This is a genomic window from Paenibacillus sp. SORGH_AS_0306 (assembly GCF_030819345.1).
Classification (GTDB): domain Bacteria; phylum Bacillota; class Bacilli; order Paenibacillales; family Paenibacillaceae; genus Saccharibacillus; species Saccharibacillus kyungheensis.
Map to the genome: position 1 here is coordinate 257858 of NZ_JAUTBP010000001.1, position 17413 is coordinate 275270.

The 17413-nt window shown below is 40.1% G+C and carries 16 protein-coding genes; 8 read left to right on the plus strand and 8 right to left on the minus strand.

Going from position 1 to position 17413, the window contains the following annotated elements:
- Entirely contained in the window at positions 1-963 is a 963-nt protein-coding gene (locus QE450_RS01115; protein WP_307296065.1) for a DMT family transporter, read from the minus strand.
- Positions 964-1126: 163 nt separating this feature from the next.
- Between QE450_RS01115 and QE450_RS01120 the strand changes: the two genes are divergently transcribed.
- From QE450_RS01120 to QE450_RS01140, 5 genes are all read left to right on the plus strand, one after another.
- A complete protein-coding gene (locus tag QE450_RS01120; protein WP_307296068.1) occupies positions 1127-2005 on the plus strand; it encodes a LysR family transcriptional regulator in 879 nt (292 codons plus the stop codon).
- Between the two features lie 182 nt (positions 2006-2187).
- Positions 2188-3594, plus strand: a complete 1407-nt coding sequence (locus tag QE450_RS01125) for an NAD-dependent malic enzyme (protein ID WP_274170849.1) — start codon at positions 2188-2190, stop codon at positions 3592-3594.
- 153 nt (positions 3595-3747) lie between these two features.
- Positions 3748-4644: an AraC family transcriptional regulator gene (locus tag QE450_RS01130; protein ID WP_307302544.1), complete on the plus strand. Its 897-nt coding sequence runs from the start codon at positions 3748-3750 to the stop codon at positions 4642-4644.
- Positions 4645-4885: 241 nt separating this feature from the next.
- On the plus strand, positions 4886-6394 hold the full coding sequence (gene melA, locus QE450_RS01135; RefSeq protein ID WP_307296072.1) for an alpha-glucosidase/alpha-galactosidase: 1509 nt from the start codon (positions 4886-4888) through the stop codon (positions 6392-6394).
- Between the two features lie 326 nt (positions 6395-6720).
- Positions 6721-7719 carry a Gfo/Idh/MocA family protein gene (locus tag QE450_RS01140; protein WP_274170847.1) on the plus strand — a complete coding sequence of 333 codons (999 nt, stop codon included), beginning with the start codon at positions 6721-6723 and terminating at the stop codon, positions 7717-7719.
- Positions 7720-7800: 81 nt separating this feature from the next.
- Here the strand turns inward: QE450_RS01140 and QE450_RS01145 are convergent, their stop codons facing one another.
- A complete protein-coding gene (locus tag QE450_RS01145; RefSeq protein ID WP_307296077.1) occupies positions 7801-8727 on the minus strand; it encodes a dipeptidase in 927 nt (308 codons plus the stop codon).
- Positions 8728-8888: 161 nt separating this feature from the next.
- On the opposite strand from QE450_RS01145, the gene QE450_RS01150 reads away from it, so the two are divergent.
- Positions 8889-9536 carry a C40 family peptidase gene (locus tag QE450_RS01150; protein ID WP_307296079.1) on the plus strand — a complete coding sequence of 216 codons (648 nt, stop codon included), beginning with the start codon at positions 8889-8891 and terminating at the stop codon, positions 9534-9536.
- A 113-nt stretch (positions 9537-9649) separates the two neighbouring features.
- Here QE450_RS01150 and QE450_RS01155 read toward each other — a convergent pair whose 3' ends face one another.
- On the minus strand, positions 9650-9823 hold the full coding sequence (locus QE450_RS01155) for a hypothetical protein (protein ID WP_301261808.1): 174 nt from the start codon (positions 9821-9823) through the stop codon (positions 9650-9652).
- A 215-nt stretch (positions 9824-10038) separates the two neighbouring features.
- On the minus strand, positions 10039-11223 hold the full coding sequence (locus QE450_RS01160; protein ID WP_307296082.1) for an MFS transporter: 1185 nt from the start codon (positions 11221-11223) through the stop codon (positions 10039-10041).
- 139 nt (positions 11224-11362) lie between these two features.
- On the opposite strand from QE450_RS01160, the gene QE450_RS01165 reads away from it, so the two are divergent.
- Positions 11363-12256 (plus strand): LysR family transcriptional regulator, encoded by an 894-nt coding sequence (locus tag QE450_RS01165; protein ID WP_307296084.1) that lies wholly within the window; start codon positions 11363-11365, stop codon positions 12254-12256.
- A 45-nt stretch (positions 12257-12301) separates the two neighbouring features.
- Here QE450_RS01165 and QE450_RS01170 read toward each other — a convergent pair whose 3' ends face one another.
- Complete coding sequence (locus QE450_RS01170) at positions 12302-13303, minus strand: cation diffusion facilitator family transporter (protein WP_307296087.1); 1002 nt, start codon at positions 13301-13303, stop codon at positions 12302-12304.
- A 274-nt stretch (positions 13304-13577) separates the two neighbouring features.
- Between QE450_RS01170 and QE450_RS01175 the strand changes: the two genes are divergently transcribed.
- Entirely contained in the window at positions 13578-14057 is a 480-nt protein-coding gene (locus QE450_RS01175) for a hypothetical protein (protein ID WP_307296089.1), read from the plus strand.
- Positions 14058-14151: 94 nt separating this feature from the next.
- On the opposite strand, the gene QE450_RS01180 is transcribed toward QE450_RS01175, so the two are convergent.
- Genes QE450_RS01180 through QE450_RS01190 form a run of 3 tightly spaced genes read right to left on the minus strand, consistent with a single transcriptional unit; the run spans position 14152 to position 17349 of the window.
- On the minus strand, positions 14152-15036 hold the full coding sequence (locus QE450_RS01180) for a sensor domain-containing diguanylate cyclase (RefSeq protein ID WP_307302546.1): 885 nt from the start codon (positions 15034-15036) through the stop codon (positions 14152-14154).
- Positions 14978-16705, minus strand: coding sequence for a GAF domain-containing protein (locus QE450_RS01185; RefSeq protein ID WP_307296091.1), 1728 nt, complete (start codon positions 16703-16705; stop codon positions 14978-14980). Before QE450_RS01185 ends, QE450_RS01180 begins: the two co-directional genes overlap by 59 nt.
- 41 nt (positions 16706-16746) lie before the next feature.
- A complete protein-coding gene (locus tag QE450_RS01190; protein ID WP_307296094.1) occupies positions 16747-17349 on the minus strand; it encodes a biliverdin-producing heme oxygenase in 603 nt (200 codons plus the stop codon).
- Positions 17350-17413 lie beyond the last annotated feature (64 nt).

A 17413-nucleotide genomic window follows, 5' to 3' on the forward strand; every position in this document is an offset into this window, starting at 1 on the left:
TCAAGAGAGATGTACAGGTTCTTTTTTGGTTAACTCTGGATGATGAGTATCTGTTTGTTGAATAGCTTGTGGTAAACGTTCTATATTATGCTTCTTTTTTGTTTTCCAATACGGTCTCCAAGTCCATTCCGAGATGACTACACCGAGCAGAACAACGCCAGCACCGATATATCCTTGAATAGATAACACTTCATGTTCAAAAAGAAAAGCGAATAAAGCGGCAAAAACAGGCTCCATACAGAAAATCAGCCCGGTACGTGTAGGTGTAGTGTACTTTTGCGCGACAGGTTGAATAATAAAGCCAAAAGCACTGCATACTACACTCAAAGCCAACACAGCGATCCAACCATTAAGCGTATAAGGAAGATGTGGCGATTCGAATATAAATGAAAAGATCAATCCATACAATCCAGCAAATCCAAGCTGACAAATACCTAGATTCAGTGTACTGCGTACAATCTTAGCGGCAGCACTGGTAAGCAAAATATACACAGCATAGCAGATCGATGCCAAAATGCACAAAAGATCACCGGAATGAATACCTAGAGGGCCACTTAATGTCAGTAGTCCTATACCAACAATCGCAAGCAATACACCTGCGGTCTGAGTCATACGTAGTTTCTTTTTAAATACAATAAAATGAATCAGCGGTACAAAAATAACGGTAAGACTGACTAGAAATCCAGCATTGGAAGTGGTAGTCGTTTTGAGTCCAAACATAATAAATACAAATACAGCAAACAAAGCAAGTCCGATTAGCGCACTGTATCCAAGTGTAGTCCAATCGATCCGGCGTAAATGATTAAAAAATAAAATGCCTGTCAAAATAAAAGCTAATCCAAAACGAAGAGCAATTAGATTGTATTCGGATAAAGAACCTAGCCCCATTTTCATAAATAAATACGATGATCCCCAGCATAACGTCACTAGTAAAATCAACAAGTCTGCTCTGGACTGCTTCACAATGTCCCACCTTCAAAATAACGTATTATCAAAATGTTCCAAATTCAGTATAGTAAGATTATATCCCCAAGTACACTGAATGTTTGTCATGGATCACATGAGTAAAACTAATGGATGTTGGAGACTACACCAAGAGCGGAAAATAAGGGAAGAAGGCGCACCAATGAGCATTCACAAATTTGAAGTGTTACTAAAAGTCGTTGAGCTAGGAAGTCTTACGAGAGCGGCAGAAGTGCTGGGATTTACACAATCCGGTGTAAGCCATATTATACATAGTTTAGAGACTGAATTTGGCTTTCCGTTATTGTTACGAGATCGTTCAGGTGTGCGGTTAACGGTTAATGGAGAACAGGTATTACAACCGATTACCGAAATTATGAATTGGAATGAGCAATTGAAACAGACAGTCACATCGATTCATGGACTGGAATCAGGTACTATTCGGATGGGTACATTTACCAGCGTATCGGTGCATTGGCTTCCAGGAATGATTAAATATTTTCAACAGGAGTATCCCAATATCCAATTCAAATTAGTCGAAGGAGATTATCAAGAAATCGAAGACTGGATCTCTAATGGACAGATCGACTGTGGATTTATTACGATTCCTAGTCAGGCTTCATTTGAAGTGATTCCATTAAAACAAGATCGGATGTTAGCGATTGTTCCGCTGGATCATCCACTCAGTCATCTGGAGAATTTTCCATTAGAACAGATTGCGAATGAACCATTTATTATGCCGCGCGAAGGATCAGATTACGATGTGAGACGGTTATTATCACGCTTTGCGATTACACCGGATATCAAATTTTCGGTCGGAGATGATTATGCGATTATTGCGATGGTCGAAAATAGTCTGGGAATTAGCATTTTGCCAGAACTTGTTCTACAAGGACGGGATCATAAAGTGAAAATGTTAGAACTGGAATATCCGAGTTACCGTTCATTAGGATTAGCTGTACATTCGATGAAACAAGCTTCACCAGCGACCAAGCGATTTTTGGAGTATATACGGGAATGGGTAAGACGTGAAGAAAGCTAAATCAAGCTGATCAGTACATCATTATTCCTACCTAATCACAGGTGAATAATGAGCGATAGAAACTGGAAGTTTTTTACCTGTAAACTGTGCTATAATAAGTCCGAACTTTATAATGTAAGCGTTATCTAAAAAAGAATGAATAGTGCAAAATCATCTTACCCACATTATTAGGAGGTATCCTTATGGCGCTCGGAACAAGTATGATCATTCGTCTGGAAATGGATAAAAAACAAGTTACATTTGGTGAAGTGGCTGCTGCGATTAGTGATGCCGGTGGAGACGTTGTAGCAATTGACGTTATTCATGCTAGCCCTGAAAGTACTACCCGCGATTTGACGGTTAATCTACCGGAGACCGTTAGAGAAAGTATTCTCAAATCGGTTGGAGAACTAAGTGGTGTTAAAGTAGTCAACGTATCTGACCGTACGTTCCTTGCGCATTTAGGCGGTAAAATCGAAGTTCAACCTAAATTTCCGGTTAAAAACCGTGAAGATTTATCTCATGTCTATACACCGGGCGTTGCCAAAGTATGTATGGCAATACACGAAGATAAACAAAAAGCATTTTCACTAACGATCAAACGGAATATGATCGCTGTCGTATCTGACGGTACGGCTGTCTTAGGCCTTGGCGATATTGGACCTGAAGCCGCTATGCCTGTTATGGAAGGTAAAGCGATGTTATTTAAGCAGTTGGGCGGCGTAGATGCTTTTCCAATCTGTCTGGATACCAAAGATACCGAAGAAATTATCAATGCGATTAAATGGATGGCTCCTTCGTTTGGAGGAATCAACCTGGAAGATATTGCGTCACCTCGTTGTTTTGAAATTGAACGTCGTTTAACAGAAGAACTGGATATCCCTGTATTCCACGATGATCAGCATGGAACAGCAGTAGTCGTTCTTGCAGGTCTATTAAATGCGCTACGAATTGTAGATAAACCGCTAGAAAATGCCAAAATTGTACTGCTTGGGGTAGGCGCAGCCGGATCAGCTTGTATCAAAATGTTATTGTCAGCAGGCGCTCATAATGTGATCGCTGTTGATCAATGTGGTGCATTGGTATCAGGTGAAGAATATCCGCATGATATGTGGAACTGGATCGCAGAACATACGAATCCTCATCAAGAACGTGGAGGACTGACCGAAGTGATTCAAGGAGCGGATGTATTTATTGGTGTATCCCGTCCTGGATTGCTAACTGTTGAACATATTCAATCGATGGCAGAAGATCGGATCGTTTTTGCAATGGCGAATCCCAATCCTGAGATTGAACCTGAACTGGCTGAGCCACATGTACGTGTATTAGCAACAGGACGAAGCGATTATCCGAACCAGATTAATAATGTTTTGTGCTTCCCGGGTATTTTTCGTGGTGCGCTAGATTGCCGGGCAAGTGTAATTAACGAAGAAATGAAAGTAGCGGCAGCGAAAGCGATCGCTTCTGTTGTAAAAGAAGATGAATTGAATGAACTATATATTATTCCAGGGGTATTTAATGAAAAAGTAGTCGAGTATGTTCGTCGTGGAGTGGTAGAAGCCGCTATCCGTACCGGAGTAGCACGCCGTACACCACCAGAATTCCGTTAAGATATTTGCTCAAGTGAGGAGGGAAGAACAACAATGCCACCGATGGAGCACAAGTCAGAGCGACCTTTTGCCAATCCGTTAACTCAGCCGATTCAGTCTTATCGTGATGCAGATTCGTATACACAGGGGACAGGAAGTCTATTCGGTCAACGCATGATGGAAGAACCGTATCGTCCTGAATTTTATGCTTATTATTATAAGCAATGGCATAACTACAGTATGGCGTATCATCAACATCCATCGACTGAAATTATGTATATGATCTCTGGACATTGCTTGATCGAATTGCAAGTACAGTCAGATACAAGCCAATCTCCAGTATCTGCGATTACGGTTCAAGTGCAATTGAAAAAAGGTCAGTTTATTGTCATCGATGCGAATGTTCCTCACCGTTTGATCGTTGAAGGAGAATCGCCTTGTCGGATGCTTAATGTAGAATTTGGCTTTGCTTCATCATCATTGCCTCTTCCTTCTCTATTTCAGATGGCTGGCGAAGAAGTAGCACTCGCTGAATTGTTATCTCAACCTCAGCATTACTTTGTGCTGTCTGATCCAGAAGAAGTCTATTATGTACTGAAGTCATTGGTATTGGAGCTGGATCAACAACATCGCTCCGGTACGATGGCGGATTTATTATTTATTCAGTTATTGGTTCGTATAGCCCGCTTGTGGCAGGAGACACAGATCAATAGTACATCGCAGACAGAATGGTATGTGAAGCGTAGTATTCAATATATTCATCAAAATTATGATCGTCCGATTCGTGTTGAACATATTGCTTCTGCGGTGAATGTTCATCCCGGTTATCTTCATCGTATTTTCAAAAAGCATATGAATACTACACCTACCGATTACTTAACCCGTTTACGAATGGAAAAGGCAGGAATGCTTTTAGGGCAGACCGATATTCCGATTCAAGAAATTGCTGATTATATCGGTGTGAGTAGCAGACAATATTTTCATTTGCTTTTCAAAAAGCATACCGGACAGACTCCTGCGGAATACCGTGGGAATGTGGTTCGTTATGATCGGCAATATGTTGAAGAATAGCTACACTTAAAGTCTCAAGTGCTTATAGTAAGATATTTTGCTTAGCAAAAATCACTTTTGATTGACATGCAGTCGCACTTGAAGTCTCAAGTGCTTAAGTTAGGATATTAGACAACAAATCGATAAAGTAGTCATGATCTTGGTAACGCTTCCTTGTACAATCACGCTACAATAAAAGCATAATCAATCCTTTAGGTGGGTAAGCGCTAGTAGAGCGTATTTTAGAATGGAGGATATGTATATGTCTTTTAAAGTAGCTTTTGTAGGAGCAGGAAGTATAGGATTTACGCGCGGGTTGTTACGCGATTTGTTAACAGTACCGGAGTTCCATAATATTGAGATTGCTTTTACCGATATCAGTCAACACAATCTCGATATGGTGACTCAGTTATGTCAGCGCGATATTACTGAAAATGGGTTATCGATTCAGATTCAAGCGACAACAGATCGACGTGCTGCCCTGCAAGATGCCAAGTATGTATTGTGTACAATTCGTGTAGGTGGACTGGAAGCTTTTGCAACCGATGTTGATATTCCACTCAAATATGGAGTCGATCAATGTGTCGGCGATACATTGTGTGCAGGTGGAATTATGTACGGACAGCGTGGCATAGCTGAAATGCTGAATATTTGTAAAGATATCCGCGAAGTTTCGAAGCCAGATGTACTATTACTTAATTATTCGAATCCGATGGCAATGATGACATGGGCGTGCAACGCCTATGGTGGAGTCCATACTGTCGGTCTATGTCATGGAGTACAGCATGGACATCACCAGATCGCTGAAGTCTATGGTCTGGAGAAGAAAGATGTAGATATCGTCTGTGCAGGTATCAATCATCAGACATGGTATATTCAAGCGTCTCATCAAGGGAAAGATTTAACCGCAGGGCTTTTAGAAGCATTTGAAAATCATGAAGAATATAGCCGTACTGAGAAAGTACGCATCGATATGATGCGTCGCTTCGGTTATTACAGTACAGAGTCGAACGGGCATTTAAGTGAATATGTACCCTGGTATCGCAAGCGTCCTCAAGAAATCGGTGAATGGATCGATCTCAACAACTGGATCAATGGAGAGACAGGTGGGTATTTGCGTGTATGTACTGAAGGACGTAATTGGTTTGAGACTGATTTCCCTAACTGGATGAAAGACGAACCAATGAAGTTTGCACCGGAAAAGCGTGGCGAAGAGCATGGTTCGTATATTATTGAAGGTTTGGAGACAGGACGTGTCTATCGCGGGCATTTTAATGTGATCAATAACGGTGTGATTGCTAATCTACCGGATGATGCGATTATCGAAGCTCCGGGTTATGTCGATCGAAATGGGATTTCTATGCCACATGTAGGCAATCTACCTCTGGGTCCTGCGGCTGTCTGTAACGTCAGTATTTCAGTACAACGTCTAGCTGTTGAAGCGGCAATTACAGGAGATGATTTGCTTCTACGTCAAGCTTTTATGATGGACCCGTTAGTAGGCGCTGTCTGCAATCCCAAAGAAATCTGGCAAATGGTCGATGAAATGCTGGTAGCTGGAGAAGCATGGTTACCTCAATACACAGATGCAATTGTTGCTGCCAAAGAAAGACTGGCTTCAGATCAACTGATTCCGACTCGTGAGTATGCAGGAGCTGCTCGTCTAAAAGTCAAAACGGTTGCTGAGATGCAAGAAGATCGAGATGCCGCTAACAAAAATGCAGGTGAATCTGACAAAGGCAAAGATCGGGAAAAAGTTCAACAATCATAAAACGCAAAATCAATAGCATCTGATATCTGAATAACCATCTATCTTGATCACAATCAATCAAGTCAATAGACGATATCTTCACAGGTGAAAAAGCAGAATAGTTCTGTTTTTTCACCTTTTTCTTTGTAATATCCATCTATATCCATTTTCGACTGTTCTATTAAGCGAGTAATTCATGTTACAACAAATATCTGTTATAAAAGGTCAGAATACTGCTATACTTCGCAAATCTGAACTTGTACGCTTAATATAACCTATTATTGGGGAAGTATTAGAATAACGAAATACTGCAAAAGGCAACATCAACTGATAGGAGGAATAGTTATATGTCTACATCGAACGAAGGTAAGTTGAAATGGGGAATTATCGGTACAGGAATGATTTCTAACAAATTTGTCGCTGATCTAGGACACACATCTAACGGTATCGCTTATGCTGTGGGTTCACGTAATCAGGAAAGTGCTGATGAATTTGCAGGTAAATATAATATTCCCAAAGCTTATGATAGCTATGACAAATTGTTGCAAGATCCTGACGTAGATGTGATCTATGTAGGTACTCCGCATCCTTTACATAAGATTAATGTTATCGATGCTTTGAATGCAGGCAAGCATGTATTGTGCGAAAAACCATTTACGATGAATGCGGCTGAATTAGAAGAAATGATCGCTGTAGCGCGCGAGAAAAAATTGTTCTTAATGGAAGCGATGTGGACACGCTTTTTACCACCGATTCGTCGTGTACGTGAATGGATCAGAGATGGCAAGATCGGCGAAGTACGTCTGGTCAAAGCTGAATTTGGTTTCCGTATGGGTTGGGACCCGGAACACCGTCTGTTGAATCCAGAATTGGGCGGCGGTGCATTGCTAGATGCAGGTATCTATCCGGTATCGTTTGCTTCGATGATCTTTGGAGCGAAGCCTGAGAAAGTATACAGTACTGCAAGTATTGGCGAGACAGGAGTCGATGAGCAGTTCTCGATCTTGCTTGCTTATGAAGGTGGACGTTCAGCAACATTGAATGGTGCGATTCGTGTAGACTTACCGAATGAAGCGTATATTCATGGAACAGAAGGTTATATTCGTATTCCACAATTTCTGTTCAGCCGCGAAGCTTCTTTATATGTTAACAATGAAGAAGTCGAGAAATTCGAAGATGATCGTCCAAGTGAAGGATATGCTTTTGAAGCCGAAGAAGTCGGTCGTTTGATCCAAGCAGGAGAACTGGAAAGTGAAGTTATCTCACTGGAAGAATCTCTAGATATTATGCGTCTACTCGATCAAGTCCGCGGACAATGGGGACTCAAGTATTCGTTTGAAGATTAATTAAAATATAAAACCTATCTGACTATACTTTATTAAAGGGTATATTCAGATAGGTTTTTTTAGAATATAATAATTTTTTGTTTATCGCAGTACATAATTCATAAAATTTTGATAAGCGAATCCTCGTACTTGCTCTTCGCTATAATGCTTCAACAGCTCATTAATCAGATTCTGACTTTGTCCGGCATGTTCTAAGCCTTGAATATGATACATAATCCCATCAAAGTCTGATCCGAGTCCGATTAGCTTTTCTCCACCTAATGAACAGAAATGATCGATATGGTGGATCAGTTCAGGGATCGTTACAATCTCCTGCTCACTTATAAAATATGGACAATAGACGACATGAATCATAGCCTGTTTGGCAAATAAGGCACTGGCTTGATCGTTTTTCAGATTACGAGGATTCTCAAACATCTGACTGGCATTGGAATGACTGGCTATCGGATAATCGGCAATCTCAATCACATCCCAGAAAGCACATTCACACAAATGACTGACATCGGATAAAATTTTATATTTATTGTTCAACAGAATCAATTCTCTACCAAATGCAGTCAATCCCGCTCCCCGCTTCTCCAATGCACCGTCTGCCGCCAGATTAGCATAATTCCACGTTAATCCTACCGAAAGAACACCCAATCGATACAACAGATTCATTTTGTGCAGATCATTTCCGATCGGATCGACTCCTTCTAAAGTTAGAAAAGCACCAATCTGATCATCTTGCAATTGCTCTATCTGCGACCACTGCGTAATATGCACCATCTGTGGATTTTTTTCCAACACTTCGGTATAAAAATAATGAATCTGATCGAGACACGATTGGAATTTCTCAGGGTCTTTGAGTGCAGGGTCTACAAAGACAGCGAATCCTTGTACTTTGACTTGCCCTTCAATTAGACGCTCAAGATTAGTATCCAGTTCAGGCGAATCCGCAAAATTTAATTTTCCTTTGGCTTCCCCAAATTTATACAAAACATCACAATGCAAATCAATAATGTTCATCATCAACATCCTTTGCTGTTCAAATTGTACTTTGGTGTTGTTTCAAGCATATAGTAGATTTAATTATTTGCATAATAGAATGAAGTGATACCAAATGCTACATGATACGTATATAGGATAGATAGTCATCATTGTAACTTTGAAATAAAGGTGGGAATCTCTTGATTAATCTACATGCCAAATTACAGCTTAATAAAATAAATACAGTCTCCCAATCATGGTTCCAAAAAATAAATTGGGCAGAAATCTATCTTGCTGTTGTAGGAGCGATACATCGTGTAGTAGTAGAACAACCGCGCAAATGGACAGCTACCCGTCAACAGCAAGCCGATCTTCCAGTCTCTCAAATTCGGCAATTGCCTTTGCAAGCAGGCGATATTCTGTATACACCTAGTTCAGAATCTACGTACTATGCAGGGCATATGGGCATATTAGGGGAAGACGGCAAAGTATATCATGTGCACCCGTATGGCCCTGTATTTTCAGATTCAGTCGAATGGTATATCAAGCGATTTTATGATCAAGATCGATTTATCGTATTTCGTCCACAATCTCCACAAGCCGGACAAGCCGCAGCATTATGGGCACAAGAGCATTATCAACAAGTTCAAGCGTATCGTCTGAATACGAATTTGGATCAGGTTGAACGGAGTTACTGTTCGAAATTTATTTATCAAGCGTATTTATTTACATCTGGAATCAATGTATGGCCGCGTCCGTTGAAACTTGGCAATCATGGTTATATTTATCCTTTTCGAATTATGCGTTCCAAGCATTTGAAAATCGTAGGTAGTTTCTACAGAGGATAAAAGTGATTGTTTGTAAGAATATCAAAATAGCGAACAAAAAAAGGCTTCCTACCATCAGCAATGATGATAAGGAAGCCTTTTTACTATACAAATAATAATGCCAGACAATGATGTTATAACAAGTGAATAGGGGTCTGATATAAGTTCAGCAACGCTATACCTAATATAAAACTACTGGTGGATAGCCATAAGACAGCATACCGCCCTTGCAATACCTGTTGCTTTGTAAAATAAATTGCTGTGATAACAAATAGTAGACTCAAGATCATCCATAATATAGGTAACATAGGTAGAACCTCCATTCACAGTTGTGACTATAGGACTGACTAAATAATATATTCAGTATATTAGCCGACCATGAACAAGATATATCGTATAGCTTAAAATCACCTAAAATCTAACTGAATAGGATACTGCATCTTGATTGGAAATATCTATCCGAAATTATGCGATATAAAAAATTTGTCTGAAGAGAATAGCATTTACTATGAATCAAGCACTATCAAGCACTTTTGTTGGCAGTTGCAACTACAGGCTTGTGCTTCATCACATCTTTGGCTCCGTTACCGATACAACATTGCACAATAATCATCAGTACAATCATTACACCCAGACCCCATTGTGCAGTGACAAAGCTTCCAGAATGATCAAATAATAACCCTACAATCAATGGGCCTATTGCGCCCAACGTATAACCACCGCTTTGTGTCATCGCAGACCACGCATTCGCTTCACCTGCATTATGAGCTTCTTGAATTGGTAGCATAAGAGCTAATGGGAATAATCCACCTGCACCAATACCAAGAATCGCTATCGCTAACCAGGGGGATACAGGCAAGTGTAATGCCAATAGTCCGATGATTTCCATAACACTACATCCGACTAACCACCACGCACGTTTGCCGAATGTACTCACTCCAATTGGAATTAAAAAACTGATCGGAATCTGAATAATTGTAAATAAAGTCATCATATAACCGGCTTGAATTTTACTGTATCCTGCATGTGCCATCATAGGAGATAACCATGTGGTCAATGAATAGAATATCGCTGCCATTAAGCCGAAGAAAATCGTTAATAGCCAAGCTTTTTTCTGACGTAAAGGTAAAGACACCGAAGCTGTAGTTGTTTTAGATTGAGGAGCACGAGCTAATCGCAACCAGCTCAATCCTGCAACAATCGCTAAGATCGCCCAGAACGATAAAGAGTATTGCCAGGAACCGCTTAATACTTGTTGTAAAGGCACTGCTAGACCTGCTGCTAATGCTGCTCCGATAACAAGCGATACCGAATAAACACTGACCATAGCCGCTGGATTAGGGAAATATTGCTTAATAAATCCAGATAGTAAAGGCCCGATTAATCCGATCCCAATCCCTGCGAGTAAAGCACTACTCATTAAGATCACAGTCGAATCAGCCATCAGACGTAACAGAGTAGCAAGTCCTATCAATAATAAGGAAAAAGTAATCACTTTTTCTAATCCCCATCGCTTGCTCCATGATAGAGCGAGTGGAGCGAATAATCCCATACATAAAACAGGCAAAGTCACTAAAAGACTGGCAGTTACACCTTGAATATGAAGATCAGCTCGTATATTTTCCAGTAAAGGAGAGATCGATGTAATTGCAGGGCGCAAATTAAGAGCCGCTAATAATAAAAGAATCGTTAAATATCGTATACGCATTGGAAAGCTCCTTATCTATATTAAATATGATCAATTAGGTATAGTATAAGAAAAGAATAACGATTGTGCCATACTATTGTTTCTATTATTATGATAGTACAAGGCTATGATTTAATTAGAACCATTCAGGAGGTTGACGATGGAATTACGCCAACTGCAATATTTTATAACCGTATGTGAAGAATTACATTTTACCAAAGCTGCTGATCGACTAGGTATTTCTCAACCGACATTAAGTCAACAGATCAAAGTGTTAGAAGACGAATTGAATACGCCTTTATTTGATCGGATTGGCAAAAAAATAAGAATTACAGAAGCAGGCAAATTACTTCAACAATACAGCACACAGATGTTACGTGATCTACAAAATGCGAAAATGTCGATTGCTGAATTACAGATTAATCAACGTGGCACATTACGAATCGCTGTATTGCCGTCTGATCTGGATTATCGAATGGGATCGATCTGGATCGCATTTCATCAATTATTTCCTAATGTGCGCTTAGAGATTATACCTACAATTGAAATTCAAGATATGGTATTTGAAGATAAAGTGGATATTGGGATCGGATTGGCTGCTTTACCGGATCAAAGGTTAGTACAGATTCCTTTAGGTACTGAAAGTTATAGTTTGTTTGTGCCTGCGAATCATGCACTGGCTCAACGTGTAGAGATTGAATTAGAAGAACTGTTGCAGTTACCTTTAATTTTGTATCCTGTAGGTTTTGTCGGTCGCAAATTACTTGACGATTGTTTTCAGTCGAAAGGGTGGAAAGTACAGACGATGATGGATAACGGATCAGCCGCGTCTCAGCTACAACTGGTCAAAGCAGGCATCGGATTCAGTATTCATCCTCATGCGTTACTTACGGCTCTGTCAGATGATGAACTGACCGCAATTCCGATCGTAAATCATACGCCTGTACGAAGTATCGAACTGCTATATCGGACAGATCGCTATATGAGCGCCGCCGCTACGATGTTTATTTCATTAATTGAAAAGCATTTTTCAGAACAAGCCAAAAACCTCTAGTTCGCTGTTCACTCAACAGTTCACTAGAGGTTCTATCTTACCTTTTTATTTTAATACATCGGCTTGCTTGTTACCCCAGCTATGAATACCATCATCTTCTATGATAGAGATCGAAGCATCAGCAATATCGGGATTAGTCATCAACTGCTGTTGAACACGGAACTTAATATCATCAGCATCAGCAAGTGTAAGTCCTTTGTGCAGTTCAATCAGACCTTCTACATGATAATAGCGTCCTTCTTGAATAATACGCATCATCTGAATATCAGCGACTTGTTCATCAGCAAGAATCATCTGTGATACTTTGTCTTCGATATCTTTGGGCGCTGCAACTCCAATTAGCCCGATCATATTGTCGTATCCGACGCGGAAAGCAACTGCGATCATCAATAGACCGATCAATGTAGTTACCATACCATCAAGAAGTGCAAAGTTAGTTAGAGCGATAACAACAACAGAAATTAGAGCAAACAGAGCACCAAGTACTGCTACAATATCTTCATAAAAGACAAGGCGTGTAGGTGGAGCCGCACGTCCTACATTTTTGAAAGCCGCTGGCATCAGTGCAAAGCCTTTCGCTTGTGGTGCGCGAGCTTCTTTCAAAATTTCTTTCATCGCTTTGATGAGAATCGCTCCATCGATCAAAATATTAAGTACCAATACCGCAATATTGATCCATACGCCACCAGTATGAGCGACTGGATGTTGCAACAAGTGAATTCCCTCGTGAATCGTCTCATATGCCATAATCGTAACTACAATAACGGCTATCATACAGAAGATATTAATCACCCGTCCGAAGCCTGTAGGGAAGCGAGGTGTAGGCTTTTTCTCAGACAATACGCTACCTACAAATACGAATCCTTGATTGACCGCATCGGCAAGTGAGTGCATCGCAGAAGCGAACATTGCTCCACTTCCACTAACCAAAAAGGCACCGCCTTTACAAATCGCCAGTACAGCATTACCGATCATCGCTACAGCCGAAGAGGTATTTCCTTTTTTCACTAAAGACATCAAACTTTCTTTTTCTGGTTGTTCAGCCACTTCGAGATAGCCCCCTAATCTTGTCTATGTATATGGTTTGGATCAAGCCTTTCAATCTGTATTAATACACTGTTTCTCAACAGACGAAACGCTTTTCCACTTTGTATAATAACGTCTGCAAACAAAGGATACAAGCAATGAAATGTACGATATGATACTGCGAACATAATCAATAAGTCGTTAATAACATATAGATTGGATATCACCAAACTAGCAATGATAGAATAGAGTAGAGCACGTACAGAAGTAAGATACAGCAGAAAGGAGCCTACATATGAACCGGGAACGAAAGATACAATTGATAGGAACGATGATGACGAGTCTGGTGTTATTATTAGTACCTTTGTTCACCAATATCTATTATCCTATCTGGTACTATATAGGGTTGCTATGCTTGATAGCACTAGGGATATATAGAGAAGTAGCTTACAAGCGATATGAGAAAAAGTTTTATCAGAAGTGGAATATAGCTCGTCAGCGAGGATTTGCTTTTCATATGATCTGGCAAAGTGTGAAGGCGGCACTTTTATTAATAGGCATGGTGATCTTATTTCAACTATTTAGCTATGGATTAGTATGGAGCGAATGGTTACTGCTATTGACCCCTACGACACTAATCGCAAGCCTTATTATTGTGGTTACTCTGGGAGTTATAGCAGGTATCTATTCATGGACAGAAAATGAAAAAAGATATCGTAAGATCGAGCAAGATGATAGTAAATATTCGATTCATCAAAAGCAACATTCTTTGTGATAACAGTATAATTTGCATATCAAAAACCCCTTTATGATCTATCCTACTGAATCAAGGATAGATCGAAAGGGGGTTTTGTAATTAAGCTAGATGATTATTCACCATCACAGCAGAAAATTTGATTTTTCCCTTTATTTTTGGCTCTCATCAACGATCGTTCAGCCTGATCGATCATGTCAGAAGGACGCATAGAAGAAGTAGGAATAACAGATACACCACCGATTGTAACAGTCATAAATTCACCGGAATTCGAAGTGTCTCTTGGAATTTGTAGAGCGAGCACACTCTGGCTGATTTCTTGTGCAAGACTTTTGGCGTGTGCCTGATCTGATCCTAATAACATCATTGTAAAAGCACCACCACTAAAGCGAGCAATGGTAGCATCATGGATACTACCTATCATAGCTAATACATCGGCTACCCATTGTAGACACAGATCGCCCCCATTGAGACCATGAATTGCATTATAAGCTCGTAGACCATCCAGATCGATTAAAAATACAGTCAGATATTGTTGCTCTGCAAGCGCAGTATCCCAGTTCAACTCTAGCGATTTTTCAAAAGCAGGTCGGTTCGGAATATCTGTTAATGGATCAGTAGCTAGATAGCTGTGCAATTGATCAGACATGGTAGAATATGCTTCAGCCTGCTCGATATTAGAAGCCACTAGACGAGCAATCATCATAACGGATGGCTTGCCACCATACGTAATCGAAGTTAATGTCACTTCCAATTGCATCATATTCTGATCGACATCGATAAAGAATCCGTTGGTCGAGATCAATTGAACAACATTTTCCTGCAATTCATCCAGACTTTTTTGCATATCGTCTTGAGACTGCTTACCGATATACTGTGCAAACTCTTTGCCGATTAACGCCTGTGTAGTTTTGGCGCCAAACAATTCGGCTGCTTCACTGTTAGAATAAATAATTTGCCCGTTTGTAATCGTCATAAAAGCGACAGGAGACAATTCCATCAATTGCAAATAACGCTGTTCGTTTTGCCGTAAAATACGAGCATTTTGTAGCGCTAATTCTTCTACTTGTTGCAATTGATTTTCGGTTTGCCGATGCACAATCGTTTTTGAGTTCAGGCAAGATATTAATTTCTTTGGCTTTCCAAGAAAATGAAGTAGATTGAACAACCTGTCTCCATTTCTCAAATGATTTACGCGGAGAAAGGCGCATACCATCATTATCTTGAATAACAGCTTTGACCGGATCTCCTGCCCAATCTACTATCTGAAGCACTTCAGGACGGAACCAGATAATATAATTCTGTTGCCCTGGAGAAAGAGCAAGATAGAGCGCTCCAGATGCTTTTTCTTTGTAAGCTTTGGCAGGCTCATAATCCAGACTTAGACGAGAATTTGCATAGACATGATTTTTGGCTTTGCTACCTAACCAACCGGCTAATTCACGAATTTGTCCAGCTGTTGGTGTCTGTCCGTATAGCAATAATTTATCCTGATAACTAATAGCCGCTCCCGAAGCACTCATAAGACTAAGCAACGTTGTTTCTTCTTCTTGCAGTTGTTCAATAACGCGCACAAAGCTTGTATTTCCGATAAAAACATCCGCTATTCGTGAAGCCTGACGACGCATAGCTAGTTCAGATTCATAATCATCGATCTGCTGACGTTGGTACAATTCACTAGAGAAGAACGAACCTAGGAAATTACACAAATTACGCACACGATGCGGAATATATTTAGGTGAATAATGATGACACGTAATCAGTCCCCATAGCTGATTATCATGAATCAGTGAAATCGTAACAGTAGCGCCGACACCCATATTATGCAAATATTCAATATGAAGAGGCGATACACTGCGTAGAATCGATAGACTTAGATTAAGTGGCTTGCCTGTTACCGGTTGTACAGTTGGAATAATCTCTACCGGTGTATAATGGACATCGACAATCGTACGTAACCAGTTACGCAGATACAATTCACGAGCTTGTTTTGGAATATCAGAAGCAGGATAGTTATGCCCTAGAAAAGGTTCAAGCGCTGTTTCTTTCGCTTCAGCAATAACTTTGCCATTCCAGTTCTCATCGAATTCATAGATCATCACACGATCATAACCGAGCATTTCTTTGATCTGTTCTGCTGCCACCTGACTCGCTTCAAATCGGTTTTTGGTCTGTTTCACCCGTCCGAAAAAGGCACGAATCCATTCAAAATCATTCACAACAGTAGATTCATCAATCGCATCCAGTTCGAACTCTAAAATAATCAGTCCTTCACTTTCATGCAAAATCACAAAAAATTCAGTGCTTGTATCCTGTAGAGTAATCATTAAACGCGTATATTGGAGATCAGAAGTAGATTCTGTACTAAGATCATATTGAAGTAAGGAGAGAAGTTGTTCTTCACCGATCAGTGAAGCTAGTGGCTGACCTAGCAATTCTTCGGCTTCAATACCAAATAAAGTCATCGTATTACGACTAGCTTGTACAATCGTATGCTCATTATCTTTGGTTATGGCTAACAATACGCCATGAGGTTGAATTTGCCCGGGAATATGAATCGGTTCTTTATCACAATTGGTCAGATCGATCGGTTCCTGAGTGGTAAATTTACCTTCTGTTAAAAGCGTACGATTGAGCAAATCATATTCATTGTTTTTTGAAACTGACATTAGTTGGTTAGCCTCCTGTATATCATGATGTCATTACTGTGCTAGTTCGGATCGGTACTTAACCATAGATCAAGTAATCTGAATGTTTCTTTGGCGGTATATATGATTTGTTCTTTATTTTCTTCTGTTACACCAGCTTGTAGCAATAGATCGCGGAAAGCCGACCATTGTTCACGAGTCTCTGCACCATAAGCGTTAAAGTAATGCAGACCCCCGTCAGGATCAACCGGCAAAAATTTCATTAATTGCTTGGTAATAATTTGTCCACCCAGAGTAGACCCTTCGATAACATAGAAAGCTCCATACATACGTGCAGGTGTCGAAATATCCGGCAAGTCTGTACATAATGGCAATTGTTGAATCTCTTCTGTTGTCATACCTAAGTGAATCAAATCTTGTTCCAACAACGGCGATTTAGCACGTACATTCATATCAAATCCAGAATCAGATTCTAGCGTATTCATATGCTCTACAGCTTGTTGTTCTAATGGTTGTAAAAAGCCATAGAACTTGGCAAGATACGTACGGTATTCATCCAAAGTGAGCGTTTTCGCCATAATACCTTTAGCATAAAAGTTTCCTTCAATCTGTTCATGGTATACAGCAGTATCTTTGCGTAAACGATCTAGTAATTCAATTGTCATTTATCATCTCACCTTAATATCAATTAATAAGTTACTTAACAATAAGTTATGAAGCTGTATATCC

Coding starts and splice junctions, on each gene's coding strand:
- QE450_RS01140 (WP_274170847.1), top strand. CDS start 6,721: ATGTCTACATCGAACGAAGGTAAGTTGAAATGGGGAATTATCGGTACA.
- QE450_RS01180 (WP_307302546.1), bottom strand. CDS start 15,036: ATGGAATTGTCTCCTGTCGCTTTTATGACGATTACAAACGGGCAAATT.
- QE450_RS01120 (WP_307296068.1), top strand. CDS start 1,127: ATGAGCATTCACAAATTTGAAGTGTTACTAAAAGTCGTTGAGCTAGGA.
- QE450_RS01125 (WP_274170849.1), top strand. CDS start 2,188: ATGGCGCTCGGAACAAGTATGATCATTCGTCTGGAAATGGATAAAAAA.
- QE450_RS01185 (WP_307296091.1), bottom strand. CDS start 16,705: ATGTCAGTTTCAAAAAACAATGAATATGATTTGCTCAATCGTACGCTT.
- melA (WP_307296072.1), top strand. CDS start 4,886: ATGTCTTTTAAAGTAGCTTTTGTAGGAGCAGGAAGTATAGGATTTACG.
- QE450_RS01145 (WP_307296077.1), bottom strand. CDS start 8,727: ATGAACATTATTGATTTGCATTGTGATGTTTTGTATAAATTTGGGGAA.
- QE450_RS01130 (WP_307302544.1), top strand. CDS start 3,748: ATGATGGAAGAACCGTATCGTCCTGAATTTTATGCTTATTATTATAAG.
- QE450_RS01160 (WP_307296082.1), bottom strand. CDS start 11,223: ATGCGTATACGATATTTAACGATTCTTTTATTATTAGCGGCTCTTAAT.
- QE450_RS01165 (WP_307296084.1), top strand. CDS start 11,363: ATGGAATTACGCCAACTGCAATATTTTATAACCGTATGTGAAGAATTA.
- QE450_RS01190 (WP_307296094.1), bottom strand. CDS start 17,349: ATGACAATTGAATTACTAGATCGTTTACGCAAAGATACTGCTGTATAC.
- QE450_RS01155 (WP_301261808.1), bottom strand. CDS start 9,823: ATGTTACCTATATTATGGATGATCTTGAGTCTACTATTTGTTATCACA.
- QE450_RS01175 (WP_307296089.1), top strand. CDS start 13,578: ATGAACCGGGAACGAAAGATACAATTGATAGGAACGATGATGACGAGT.